Genomic DNA, 12,293 nt, shown 5'->3' with positions numbered 1-12,293 from the left:
GGGATCGGCGAGCTCCTTGTGCAGCGTCAGGATGCGTGACTTGTCGCTGCCCTTCATCAGGGCCGCCGCGGCCAGAGGGGACTTGATGGTGGCACACAGGACGACGGCGTCATCGAGGTGCCGGTCCTTGTCGCGGGAGTCTTCGCGGTAGGCGGCCCCTTTGAGGACCAGCGCGCCGAGGGCATTCGGGATGCTGATGAGCACCGGCCCGTCATCGTCGGCTGTCATCCGGCAGTTCACGGTCCGCTGCAGGGCCTGAGTGCCGCCGGCGACCTGGAACGGCTTGCGTCCCCCGATCCTGGGAACCTTGGCCGGGGTAAGGTGGTCGGCGATCATAACGTCGATCTGCTGCTTGCCGCGGACGAACCGGTGGGCCGGGGCGTCATCCGAGATGGACTTTTCAAGCGTGTAGCCCAGCCCGGACAGGACTGCCATCACGGCCGCCGTCGTGGCAGCCCCTGTTTCGATGTGCAGCACGATGTCGACGTCAGCCGTTGGCCGGGAAACGGCCATGCCGGCCGCGGCCGCATGCAGCTGCACCATAAGGCCGCCGACCAGTGTCCACTGGGTTGAGGGCAGCGCCCTGGCCAGTTCGACGCACTGCGGCCACGGGGTTCCCCAGCCGCCCGGGGGCACCGGGACGTCCCAGATTTCGCGGCCGTCGGCGGTGGCCACCTCGGCCATGGCCGGCTCAGACATGGAGGAGCTCATCGATGACGCGTCGGCCGGCGCTGCGTTCGCGGGTGGCCAGGGATCCCATCAGATCCACCGCGACCGCGGCGACCGGCGCCCGGCCTTCGGTGAAAGGCTCGGCCAGCTCGACCTCGTGGATGATGGCGTTGCCGTCGGGGTCTTCGACCAGGCCGAAGGCATTGGCCAGCGCGGCCGCGTCACCGGCCATGACGTAACCTTCGGCGATCCCGCCGCCGCCGGACATGCCGAAGGTGTCAGCGGTGGTTTCGTCCCGCATGGCGGAGGCGCCGCTGGCGATCAGGTGGCTGTTCAGCGCGGCCAGTCCGTCCTGGGTAGCGCGGAAGCGGATGGTCTTATCCTTGTTCCGGGCCAGGACACAGACGGCGTCGGCGTCAAGCTCGCGGAGCCGGCTCTTCAGGCGGGACTTTTCGGAGGAGGAGATCCAGGTGGGGTTCTGGCCGGAGAGCAGGGCCATGGCGGCCCACGCTGTCTTCGCCGTCCACGCCCGGCCGGGCCGCGTGCCGGTGGCGGCCAGACGCTCAACGGATGACCGGTCTATCAACAGGGCTTTACCCACCCTCCCGGTGGTTGTCAGCTGGCCTGAGTGGATCAGACGGTGGATCGACATCGTGCTGCGGCCGAGCCGGTCGGCAGCCTCGGCCACCGTTATATCTCGCATTACATCCATACGCTAATGGTTCCGTGCTTAACGGGTAGTGTCAATACGCTAACAGTTATGAATCTATTGGTAAGTGTCAACCTGGGGCGGGATGAGGGGGTCGCAGCTCCGACCCCCCTCATTTTTAGACTGACGTGGCAGGCGGATCCGAGGCGGACACGCTCTTGGTCGCCGCAGTCGAGAGGTCGCTGGTCTTGGAGGATTCCGGATTGTCCTTCATTTCTTCTTGCAGGTATGAATGGGAACATCGACTGGACTCGGACAAAACCCCTGCACGTTGCGGCACAAGGGGCCTCGAACGCCTGGCGCGGAACTCCTCGGGAGAGGGGCCTGAATGATTCATCCGATGAGATACGCAGAGTACAGGGCGACATAATATCCGATATCGGTAGTTAACTATCGCTTATTTGGCGGAACAGCGCGCTCCGGCTGGACTGGGAGCCGCGCACCTTTGCTCGCCTGTCAGGACTCCTTCAGCACGCTGCTGATGAGGGCCTTCAGGGTGCTTTTCTCGGCGATGCCGAGCACGCGTGCTGCGACTCGGCCTTCTTTGTCCAGAACCAGGGTTGTAGGGACTGCACGCGGGGGAACGTAGTCGGACAAGGCCAGCAAGATAGCCCCGTCGGCGCCGTTAAAGCTCGGATAGGTTGTTCCAAAGGTCCGTTCGAAAGCGGCAGCTGTCGCGGCAGTATCGCGCAGGTTGATCCCATAGAACAGCACTCCGTCGCTTTTGTTTTCCTGATACAGGGTCTCCAGTGTGGGGGCTTCTGTGCGGCAGGGCGCGCACGCGGCGTACCAGGCGTTCAGAACCGTCACCGAGCCCCGCCATGCAGAGGAGTTGACGATGGTGCCGTCATAGAGCCGGCCCTCCATCTCCACCGGAGCGCTCCTGTCGTTGGGGGCGTACTCGGAGACGGAGCCGTCGCCGGCAATGTAGTTCTTGTTGTCCCCGGCCCGGGCTTGGGCGGCCAGGGAATCCGGGGCGGCGCAGCCGGTCAGCAGCAGCGCCCCGGATACCATGCCCAGCAGGAGGCTGCGCCGGCGGGGCAACGATGCACCGGCGGCAGGGGCGGGTCGGTAGGAGTTCATGATCCAGTCCTTTGCGTCTATACCGGGGTGGTGATGGTCCCGGCGAGGTTCTGCAGCTGGTAAATCCAGAGCATCCAGACCCCGGAGACCATCAGGAGCCCGACGAGGATAAGCAGCGAACCACCAATGATGTTGAACGTGCGGATGTGCCGGCGGATGAACCCCAGGGTCCTGGTGACCCAGTTCAGGCCCAGTGCCACCAGCACAAAGGGAATTCCCAGTCCCAGGCAATAGATGAAACCCAGCAGGGCACCGCGCCAAGGGTCCCCGGTGGTCGTGCTCAGCGCCAGGACGGCACTGAGCGTCGGACCCATGCACGGAGTCCATCCAAGGCCAAAGATCACACCGAGCAGCGGAGCCCCGGCGACGCCCGTCCTGGGCCGGAAGGAGAGCTTCTTCGTGGTCTGCAGGAAGGAGAAACTGCCGACCAGCACCAGGCCCATGAATACGACGAACACACCCAGGGCACGGATCAGCGCGTCCTGCCACTGCACCATCCAGCCGCCGATCACACCGAACGCCGCTCCATACAGGGTGAACACCGCGGCGAAACCGAGAATGAAAAGACCGACGCCGGTCAGGACCCGACGCCGGTTATCCGGCCGTGACGGGTCGGTCAGCCCGGAGACATAGCCCAGATACCCCGGCACCAGCGGAAGGATGCACGGAGAGATAAAAGAAACGACGCCGGCAGTCATAGCCAGCGGCATCGCCACCAACAAGGCACCGGACTGCACCATCTCGGCGAAATATCCGCCAATGCTCATCGGTGTCTCCTCGGTCAATATCTCGATGGTCCGCCAACCCGGCTGCAGCATCGCCCCGCCCGACCGGGGCGAAGGAGCACTCATGTCCAGGCTTTACGTGTGGAAGCGCGGGACGCAGGGAACGCCGCGGGACGCCTTGTCGATGTTACAGCATGAGGGCGATGGCATCCTAAAAATACGCTATCATCGTCACATGACGATTGAACCTGTGGTGTCCGCTGATCCGTGCAGCCGGCTCGATCCCGCAGCGGCGCTGTTTCATTCACTTAGTGACCCGACCCGGTTGAGCATCGTGAAGCGGATGGCCGGTGGTGAGGTCCGCGTCGGTGACCTCACCACCGAGCTGGGCCTGGCCCAGTCGACGGTATCTGCCCATGTCGCGTGCCTGCGCGATTGCGGCCTGGTCGAAGGCCGGGTACAGGGCCGCAGCGTGTACTACTCGCTGTCCCGTCCGGAACTGATGGACGTGCTTGCCCAGGCTGAGATCCTGCTTGCCGCGACCGGCAATGCGGTCAGCCTGTGCCCGAACTACGGCGCCGGCAGCACGGGTGTGCCCCTGATGAAAGAGTACGAACGATGAGTGACGCCTGCGGCTGCAGTGACGAGAAGACCGGGACCGGCGAGTCCGAAGAAGCGGCGGAAGCCGCAGGGTTCTGGCAGGTCCGAGAGGTCCGGGCAGCCGCCGTTTCCGGCTTCTTACTCCTCGCGGCGTGGATCGCTTCGCTCATCGGGGGACCCCAGTGGCTGACGCTTCCCCTGGAGGTCATTGCGCTGCTGGTTGCCGCGTGGACGTTCGTTCCTTCCACCCTCCGGCGCCTGGCGAAGGGCAAAATCGGGGTCGGCACGCTGATGACGATCGCCGCCGCCGGCGCGGTAGCCCTCGGGCAGTTCGAGGAAGCGGCTATGTTGGCCTTCCTTTACGCGATCTCCGAAGGCCTCGAGGAGTACTCGATGGCGAAGACCCGCCGTGGCCTGCGAGCCCTGCTGGACCTTGTCCCGGCGGAGGCGACCGTCCTGCGCGGCGGCATAGAAATCACCGTCCCCCCGGCAGAACTCATCCCCGGGGACCGGATGGTTATCCGGCCCGGCGAACGTCTGGCAACTGACGGCAGGATCATCACCGGCCGCACGTCCCTGGATACCTCGGCGCTTACCGGTGAATCCGTTCCGGTCGAGGCCGGGCCGGGAAGCGAGGTCTTTGCCGGGTCGATTAACGGCACCGGTCCGCTCGAGGTTGAAGTGACCAGCACCGCGGAGAACAACTCGCTGGCCAGGATCGTGCACATCGTGGAGGCCGAGCAGTCCCGTAAGGGACCGGGCCAGCGCCTGGCCGACTCCATCGCCAGCAAGCTCGTCCCGGGCATCCTGATCGCCGCGGTCCTGATCATTGTCTTCGGCTTCATCGTCGGGGAACCGCTGCTGTGGTTTGAACGCGCTCTCGTCGTCCTGGTCGCCGCCTCGCCCTGCGCACTGGCCATCTCCGTTCCCGTCACGGTGGTCGCTTCCGTGGGCGCGGCCAGCCGCATCGGCGTGCTCATCAAGGGCGGCGGCGCCCTGGAGACCCTCGGCAAAATCCGCACCATCGCACTGGACAAGACCGGAACACTCACCCGCAACAAGCCCGCTGTAATCGAGGTAGCCGCGACCGGCACAGCCACCCGGGAACACGTCCTGGCCCTGGCTGCCGGCCTGGAGGCCCGCAGCGAACACCCGCTGGCCCGCGCCATCCTTGCCGCCGCCGAAGACCGGGCGCCCGTCACCGACGTGGACACCGTCCCCGGCGCCGGTTTGGAAGGCCGGTTCGACGGCAGGACCGTCCGTCTCGGCCGCCCGGGCTGGATTGATGCCGGGCCCCTGACCGCCGAAGTCGAGAGGATGCAGCACGCAGGCGCCACCGCCGTCCTCATCGAGGACGACGACCAGGTCATCGGAGCGATCGCCGTCCGTGATGAGCTGCGGCCCGAAGCCCGCGAGGTCATCGCCAGGCTCGGCGCATCGGGTTACACCACGGCCATGCTCACCGGCGACAACCTCATCACAGCCACCGCGCTGGGTAAGGCCGCGGGCATCACCGAGGTTCACGCCGACCTTCGCCCCGAGGACAAAGCGGAAATCATCCGGACGCTCCAGAACCGCCAGCCCACCGCAATGGTCGGGGACGGCGTCAACGACGCCCCTGCCCTGGCGACCGCCGACACCGGCATCGCCATGGGTGCCATGGGCACCGACGTCGCGATCGAAACCGCCGACATCGCCCTGATGGGCGAGGACCTGAACCACCTGCCCCAGGTGCTGGACCATGCACGCAGGACCCGGCGCATCATGCTTCAAAACGTGGGGCTGTCCCTGCTGCTGATCGCTGTGCTGATCCCTCTGGCGCTGTTCGGAATCCTCGGCCTGGCCGCCGTGGTCCTGATCCACGAACTGGCCGAAATCGTGGTCATCGCCAATGGCGTCCGGGCCGGCCGGATCAGCCGCAAGACCGAGTTCACGTCCGCCCAGCCCTCCCCTGCACTGGAACCGTCAGTATGAGCACCGACGCGACCACCCGGCCCGGCGTTCCGGTTCGGTCGGCCCGACGGTTCAGGACGGTATTGCTGCTTTGGGCAGCCCTCCTGGCCGGGGCCGACCTCACCGTTAAGGCTCTGGCCGAAGCCGTGCTTTCCAACGGCACGACGACCGACCTGGGCCCAATCAGCATCCGGCTGCTTTACAACCGCGGTGTCGCGTTCAGCCTTGGCGAGGACCTGGCACCCTGGATAGTCATCGCCGCCACCGGGCTGATCATCGCAGCCCTGACCTGGTACACCCTCTCCTCCGCTCCTGCCATGACCAGACTCTCCCGGGCAGGAGCTGCCCTGCTGCTCGGAGGAGCCGCCGGGAACTTCATTGACCGGCTCGACGGGGACGGTGTCGTGGACTACCTTCACAGCGGCTGGTTCCCCACCTTCAACCTCGCCGACGTCTTCGTCACCACTGGAGTAGCCCTGTTGATCCTTGGCACCCTACGGTCCCCGCAAACACGGACCGGCGATTAACCGCCTGCTGCCGTTCACCGTTCGCCCGGATGATCCGTTCCGGGGTAAATGGGGGAAGAGGAGACGGCTGGGGCGATCCAGTGCAGGCAGGGCGGTCAGCACCGCCGGTATCCCCAGCGCCAGCGCGGACCACAAGGCGACGTACTCCCCCGGTCCTCCAACGGCGGCGGCTTCAACCCCGTCCACACCACGCGCCGGGACGACCGATCTGGAAGGAAACCACCTCCTATGACCAGCACCACCGATTCCGCCGGGAATGTGAAGTTAGACGACGACGTCAATACGCACAACAGCACCCAACCGGATCAACCCCGAATGACCAGCGACAAGCCGTTCGGATGGCTCCTGGTCATCGCCGGGGCCATCGGTTGGCTGGCCTCCGGCGCCCTGGTGCTGGAAAAACTCGAAGCACTGAAAAACCCCGCCTACAAGGCCGCCTGCGACATCAACCCCTGGATTTCCTGCGGCCAGGTCATGCAGACCTGGCAAAGTTCCGTTTTTGGCTTCCCCAACATGTTTATTGGAATCGTCGCCTTCGCCGTCATCGTCACCATTGGCGCGGCACTGCTCTCCGGGGCGAGCTTCGCCCGCTGGTACTGGGCGGGGCTCCAGACCGGCGTCACACTCGGCTTTGCCTTTGTGGTGTGGCTGTGGTCCCAGGCTCTGTACTCGATCCACATCCTCTGCCCCCTCTGCATGACAGTCTGGGCCGTCATGATCCCGCTGGTCGTGTGGGTAACGGCCCGAAACATCACACACGGAATCATCAAGGTACCTGCAGGCGCCGGCAGGATCCTCAGCGATTCCGGCTGGATCATCACGGCGCTGCTCTACACGGCCGTGATGGCCAGCATCTTCTTCGCCTTCATCCAGGTTTTCATCGGCACGTCAGGCTTCTAAAGAGGCCCAGTGCTCCTGAGATTGTCGTGAGGGGCAATCTAGAGGGCCTCGTCTTCCTGAAGGTGTCGTGAGCCGCCAAGTTTGGTTTTAGGGGCGTGAGCGGCAACGGACCAGTCAGTGGCGGTAGGTGGCCGCGTTGCGTGTTTCATAGGTGACCGCCTGTGAAACAGGGTTTGAGGTGTGGCTGGGTCGGGACCGATCGTGTTTCATGGGTGGGTTCATTTGGATCGATATTTGAAACGTATCTATGAAACAATTGCGGGGTGATGAGTGATGACTTCGAGCTTGTCGAGAGCAATGAGTGCCCTATGTCTTCCTGTGCCGCGCCGGCTGGGTCGCCGTGCCGGACGGGTCGGGGGAGAGTTGCGGTCCAGTACCACACGGCCCGGTTCCGGCTCGTTCCTTCATTGGCGAAGGCGTTGAGTGTGCCGACATTGCCGGTGCGCCGGCCGGGGTCGGTCTGGGTCCAGTTGCCGCGCCCGGCCGCGGCCGGTGCCGCGCCGGCGGGGCATGTGCGCATCGGGTATGCCCGTGCCTCGACCGTGCGGCAGTCACTGGATGCCCAGCTTGATTCGCTCAAGCGGGCCGGTGTTGCCCGGGTGTTTTCGGAGAAGATCTCGACCAGGGCGACGACGCGGCCCGAGCTTGAGCGGGCGGTGGCTCTGGCTGGGGAGATGCGGGTTTCCGGCGTGGAAGCCACCATCGTGGTGCACGAGCACAAGCGGCTCGGCCGCGGCCTGGAACTGGCGGCACTTGCTGAGCGGTTGAAGGCCTCCGGTATCGGCTTGGAGTTCCTCTCCGGGGAGTTGCAAGGCTTGCACGACCCATCGGGGATCGTGTTCACGGTGCTCGCGGCGTTGTCGGGGATGGAACGTGAGTACATTCGTACCCGCACCTTGGAGGGGCATGAGTCTGCCCGGGCGCGGGGCAAGACGATCGGCGGGGCATCGGTGACAGACGAGGCGATGCTCGCGTTGGCTTTGTACTTGCGTGAGCAGCAGCATAGTCTGCGCGACATCGCGGGCCGGCTGGTCATTGCCAAGGGCAGGAAGAAGGGTGGGCACCCGTCGCCGGCGACGGTGCTGCGGATGCTCCGTGAGCACGACGAGAAGGCAGAGGCGGCGCAGGTGTGAACGCCGGCGCGGGTCTTTCGTCGTCTTCGTCAGTGGCGTCCGGGTCCCGCAGTTCGAGGACGGTTCCTGGTGCCAGGTCGGGCAGAACAAAGCTGTAGGTGGGGGCCGCGGCCTGAGCATTCGATGGGTTCGGGGACCGCCCCGGCGGGGTGAACACTGGTTGTGGCTTTGACCGCGAGTACGTACGGGGTGTCCCGCTGCTGCAGTCCGAGGCGGAGGGCATTGATTTCGCCGTATACGGCGTCGGCAACAACCAGGGGCGGGACCAGCCCCCAGACGGAGAGCTCGTCGAGCATTTCCAGGGCCAGTTCCCAGGGCACGACGGGCGATCCTACCCGGGGCAAAGAGGTCTTCCGCCGGGCACCGGTGACCGGTCGTACGCTCTCCTGCTCCCTGCGGGATCAGGGTGTTGCCATCCGGTGGCCAGGAACGGAAGCGCTCCGGATCGAAGCATTCCGGTGTCCGGATGTGGTGCGCAGCGCTTCAAGGATCCCTACTGCGCTCAGCCTTGGACGCCGCCCGTGCAGACGGCCCCGGGTTCGGGGGTTTGCGGGCCCTGCCGGTATTTTTGGATGAACGTCGCCAGGCGCCCGTCGCTGCTGCTGTCCACTGAGAGTTGCTTGCCCCAGGCGGTCACGGTCACGGGCGACGCCTGTCCGGAGACGGGGCTGAGCAGAAGGTAGTCCTGATTGCCCGCCAGGGAGGTCAGTTCGGCGATCTGTTCCTTGGGCAGGTCCGGCCGGTAGGAGAGCCACACAGCGCCGTGTTCGAGGGAATGCACGGCCTGCATCTGCTCCACCGGGATGGTGTAGGTCCCGCAGTTCGTCCACACCGGCGCGTGGTCTCCGCCGGTGGCCGGGGTCCGGGGATAGCTGACGGGTTGGCGGGTGTGGTTCCGGGACTGGCCGGGGAAGTCCTGCTCACCTTCGACAGGCCGGGCCGCGGCTGCTTTGGCCTGCTCGCGCTGCTGCACCTCACCGACGAGCACGAACGTCACGGCACCGATGATCGAAGCGACCAGGACCGCGCCGGTGCCGTAGATCAGCCACGCCCTGCGCCTGTCTTTGGCGCGTTGCTTTGCCTGGCTGGCCTTCAGGATGGCTTTTCGTTCCGCGGCGCTCTTCCGTGATGGCGGCATTGTGGTGTCTCGCTTTCGTCGAAAGGGGTCAGAGTCTGCCGCGAAGTTCCTGCAGGGCGGTGATTTCCGCTGTTTGGGCTTCCATGATGCGGGCGGCGAAGTCCCGGACCTTGGACGTCTCGGCGAGACGGACGGCGGCCCTGGCCATCTCGACGCCGGCCTGGTGGTGGCGGATCATCATGTCGGTGAAGAGCCGGTCGGCCTCGGCGCCGGAATCGGATACCTGTGCCGGCGCCGCGGTCAGCCGGCCGATGGCGAAGAACGCCGCGGCCGTGAGGACCACGATCATGGCGAAAACGATCCACAGCCGCATAAACCGGGGCCGCCCCGCGCCCGGCTCCAGAGCCTCTGGTTCGTCGGGAGCGGGTGGGGGGCTGCCGATATCCATGCCCACATGATATCCACGCCCAAGGCCGGTCCTGCGGATGCACGGTTTGACTGGACAGCACCTCTACGTGCAGGGGCCCGCCGGTGGTGTCGGCCGGCGCCCGTCCATGGCTGGCCGGCCCAGGTCACCGGGGCCTCCGACAGAGGTTTTGATGGGCAGCGACGGCTGTGGGTGGACACCGGACCCGACCTGCCGCGTGGTGCTCGGTCGCCTCGCCGACACGCAGGGCACGAGGGCAGCCGTGACACGATGGACGCAGAATTGCCCGGCGCTGTGCGGTGTTTCGCGGCCAGAGATCAGTTCTCGATCTCGGCTGCCAGCTTGCCTTCGCTCACCGCTTTCACCAGCCCGCGATGATCGGATTCGGTCTGGTCGGCGTAGCCGGCCGCGTACTTGGCGAACGTGGCATCCATCTGCTCCCCGTCGCCGCAGTATCCGGCCAGCAGCCGGGGGTCGATCGAGCGGGAATGGGCGCGCGCGAGCAGGGCACCGGCCAGGCGCCCGTAGTCATCCAGGTGGTCCCGGTTGAGCGTTGTCGCGTCGATCTCGCCTTTCCGGTTGCGGAATTGACGGACGATGAACGGACGGCCCTGGATCGTTGTCCAGCCAAGGAAAAGATCGGTTTCGGCCTGCACCAGCCGCGCGCCGTGCACGATCCGCTCGCCCTCGTGTTCGGGCCGTGCGTGGCCCAGATAACCGTGCAGGACACTGGGTTGTGCCTGCTTGGCCTGCAGAACGAGTGTTTCCTCGCCGTTGCCGCGGAGCAGGATCAGGTAGTTGCGCAGTCCGACACTGCCGGTCCCCACCACACGGAAGGCCACGTCGGACACGGCGTAGCGGGCGAGCAGATGCCCGCGGGATTCGTGCAGGCTGTCCGCGTAGAGCGGCAGCCCGCCGATCACGGCGTCGGCCGTGGTTGCAGTCACGGCGCTGAGCACCGGCGGGTCGGGGACAAAACGCCAATGCTGGCCGTCCTGACGGGTCCACTTCGCTGCGATCCGTGCGCTGGTGTTTTTCCTGGCCTTGCGGGCGGCCAGGGCGAAGTCGTCCATCAGATCGTCGGCTTTCACCCGGTCCAGCACGGACTCGTCTCCCAGCGCGGTCCATGAGTCCAGGAACGGCAACCGGGCCAGATGCCCGATGGTGCCACGGTAGCTGCGCACCGCGTCCTCCGCGGCGTCGCGGCAGCCCGCCTCGGAGACGCCGCCGAGGCGGCCGGCGAGGATGAGGCTGGCGGTCAGGCGTTTGAGGTCCCATTCCCAGGGGCCCGGTGCCGTCTCGTCGAAGTCGTTGATGTCCATGACGATCCGGTCATCGCGGGTGCCGTACAGGCCGAAGTTCCCCGCGTGCGCGTCACCGCACAATTGTGCGTCCAGACCGCTGCGCGGCCCCGCGGCGAGGTCACCGGCCATCAGCCCGGCGCTTCCGCGGAAGAAAGCGAACGGAGAGGAAAGCATCCGGCCAATGCGCAGCGGGATCAGCTCCGGCAGCCGGCCCCGGTTGCTTGCCTCCACAAATTCCCGCACCGTGGGCCTGTCGGCGGCCAGGACAACAGTCCGATGCATCCGATGACCGGCAACGGCACACAACGCACGCCCGCGAGCGTAAACCTCCTCCGGGTCCACCCACTCACCCAACCCGGCCCCCACCCAGGCACCAGGATCATCCACCACAACCATTCCCCTCCCGGACGCGGAGTCCTTCTCGCTGCATGCCGGATTTCCGCCGCCCCGGTTGCCCTGTGTCTCGGCAGCGGGCGCTGGCCCTGCGACGAGCGGCCGCGTGCCGCTGCCTCAACGCCGCACGACAGGGCATGGCGAAGACCGGCCCTCATTTCCTCAACCTGCTCAGTGGTGCCGCCCTCGAAGCAGCCGCATCAGCCACCTGATGAACCCGCCCCCACGATTGCCCCCATGCCCTCGTCCGTGGCCGTCGTCGTGCCGGTCGTACCCGTGGCCGCCGCCATGCTCGTCGTGCCTATGGGCGTCACCCCTCCCGTACCCACGCTCGTCGCGCCCGTAACTTCCATGTCCGCCTTTGAATCTGCCGTGGTGTCCCATGACATCCCTTCGTTCATCGTTGTCCCGCGCGTCGGTGATCGGGCGCGAATACCCCGCTTTGAATGTATCGCTCTCCGCTTGGGAAGTCCTACGGCACGGCCAACGGAATGTTCCAATGCCGGTGAAGCTCTAGGGTTCCGGCGGGTAAACGAATTCCCGCGGCCGCGCGGTCGCCGGGGGTGCTGGTGCTTGCAGTCTGGATCGTCTCCCGTATCGGCGGTCCCGGATCGCGGCTCCTGCCCTCCCTTGTTGGCGACGTCTTCCTGGCCAGGTTCCCGATTCTGGCCGGTAAAATATTTCACAGTCTGTCTTCTCCAGAAGGTCGTTTTGCTGTGTTCGGTTCCAAAGATTCTCCCAGCGTGGATCGGGAGGGCTCCTGCCTCGTGTCCTACCCCGGGCAGGGCAGAC

Annotated in this window: 12 protein-coding genes and 2 pseudogenes; 6 read left to right on the top strand and 8 right to left on the bottom strand. The window is 65.9% G+C overall.

Translation table 11 applies throughout. From position 1 onward, the window contains the following. The 4 genes from ABC337_RS18435 to ABC337_RS18420 form a co-directional block, all read right to left on the bottom strand. Positions 1–699 (bottom strand): hypothetical protein (locus ABC337_RS18435; protein WP_412893318.1); only part of this gene is annotated, 699 nt, incomplete at its 3' end. Next, the gene (locus ABC337_RS18430) at positions 692–1,372 is read right to left on the bottom strand and encodes a helix-turn-helix domain-containing protein (protein ID WP_043431406.1); all 681 of its coding nucleotides are present in this window, start codon (positions 1,370–1,372) and stop codon (positions 692–694) included. The genes ABC337_RS18435 and ABC337_RS18430, both read right to left, overlap by 8 nt. Positions 1,373–1,834: 462 nt before the next feature. Further along, entirely contained in the window at positions 1,835–2,461 is a 627-nt protein-coding gene (locus tag ABC337_RS18425) for a TlpA family protein disulfide reductase (RefSeq protein WP_412885063.1), read from the bottom strand. Positions 2,462–2,478: 17 nt separating this feature from the next. Beyond that, on the bottom strand, positions 2,479–3,228 hold the full coding sequence (locus ABC337_RS18420) for a cytochrome c biogenesis CcdA family protein (protein WP_253033711.1): 750 nt from the start codon (positions 3,226–3,228) through the stop codon (positions 2,479–2,481). Positions 3,229–3,421: 193 nt separating this feature from the next. Between ABC337_RS18420 and ABC337_RS18415 the strand changes: the two genes are divergently transcribed. The 6 genes and pseudogenes from ABC337_RS18415 to ABC337_RS18395 all read left to right on the top strand — a co-directional run bounded on the left by ABC337_RS18415 (position 3,422) and on the right by ABC337_RS18395 (position 8,299). Beyond that, a complete protein-coding gene (locus tag ABC337_RS18415; RefSeq protein WP_412885119.1) occupies positions 3,422–3,808 on the top strand; it encodes an ArsR/SmtB family transcription factor in 387 nt (128 codons plus the stop codon). Beyond that, positions 3,805–5,760 (top strand): heavy metal translocating P-type ATPase, encoded by a 1,956-nt coding sequence (locus tag ABC337_RS18410; RefSeq protein WP_412885064.1) that lies wholly within the window; start codon positions 3,805–3,807, stop codon positions 5,758–5,760. The genes ABC337_RS18415 and ABC337_RS18410 overlap by 4 nt, the downstream gene beginning before the upstream one ends. Further along, the gene (lspA, locus tag ABC337_RS18405) at positions 5,757–6,266 is read left to right on the top strand and encodes a signal peptidase II (protein WP_412885065.1); all 510 of its coding nucleotides are present in this window, start codon (positions 5,757–5,759) and stop codon (positions 6,264–6,266) included. The genes ABC337_RS18410 and lspA overlap by 4 nt, the downstream gene beginning before the upstream one ends. Positions 6,267–6,494: 228 nt before the next feature. After that, a complete protein-coding gene (locus tag ABC337_RS18400; protein WP_412885066.1) occupies positions 6,495–7,166 on the top strand; it encodes a vitamin K epoxide reductase family protein in 672 nt (223 codons plus the stop codon). Between the two features lie 266 nt (positions 7,167–7,432). Beyond that, a pseudogene (locus tag ABC337_RS18560) lies at positions 7,433–7,582 on the top strand (zinc finger domain-containing protein); the annotation flags it as partial. Positions 7,583–7,591: 9 nt separating this feature from the next. Next, the gene (locus ABC337_RS18395) at positions 7,592–8,299 is read left to right on the top strand and encodes a recombinase family protein (RefSeq protein WP_412885067.1); all 708 of its coding nucleotides are present in this window, start codon (positions 7,592–7,594) and stop codon (positions 8,297–8,299) included. A 29-nt stretch (positions 8,300–8,328) separates the two neighbouring features. Here ABC337_RS18395 and ABC337_RS18390 read toward each other — a convergent pair. From ABC337_RS18390 to ABC337_RS18375, 4 genes and pseudogenes are all read right to left on the bottom strand, one after another. Continuing rightward, a pseudogene (locus ABC337_RS18390) lies at positions 8,329–8,649 on the bottom strand (transposase); the annotation flags it as partial. A 152-nt stretch (positions 8,650–8,801) separates the two neighbouring features. After that, positions 8,802–9,437, bottom strand: coding sequence for a thioredoxin-like domain-containing protein (locus ABC337_RS18385; protein WP_412885068.1), 636 nt, complete (start codon positions 9,435–9,437; stop codon positions 8,802–8,804). A 28-nt stretch (positions 9,438–9,465) separates the two neighbouring features. Next, a complete protein-coding gene (locus tag ABC337_RS18380) occupies positions 9,466–9,825 on the bottom strand; it encodes a DUF305 domain-containing protein (RefSeq protein ID WP_412885069.1) in 360 nt (119 codons plus the stop codon). Between the two features lie 296 nt (positions 9,826–10,121). Further along, positions 10,122–11,390: a DUF2252 domain-containing protein gene (locus tag ABC337_RS18375; protein ID WP_412893314.1), complete on the bottom strand. Its 1,269-nt coding sequence runs from the start codon at positions 11,388–11,390 to the stop codon at positions 10,122–10,124. Positions 11,391–12,293 lie beyond the last annotated feature (903 nt).

The organism is Arthrobacter phoenicis (assembly GCF_047238215.1).
Taxonomy (GTDB): Bacteria; Actinomycetota; Actinomycetes; order Actinomycetales; family Micrococcaceae; genus Arthrobacter.
Note: the sequence above shows the minus strand (reverse complement) of the source record. Positions and strands in the feature narration are given on the sequence as shown.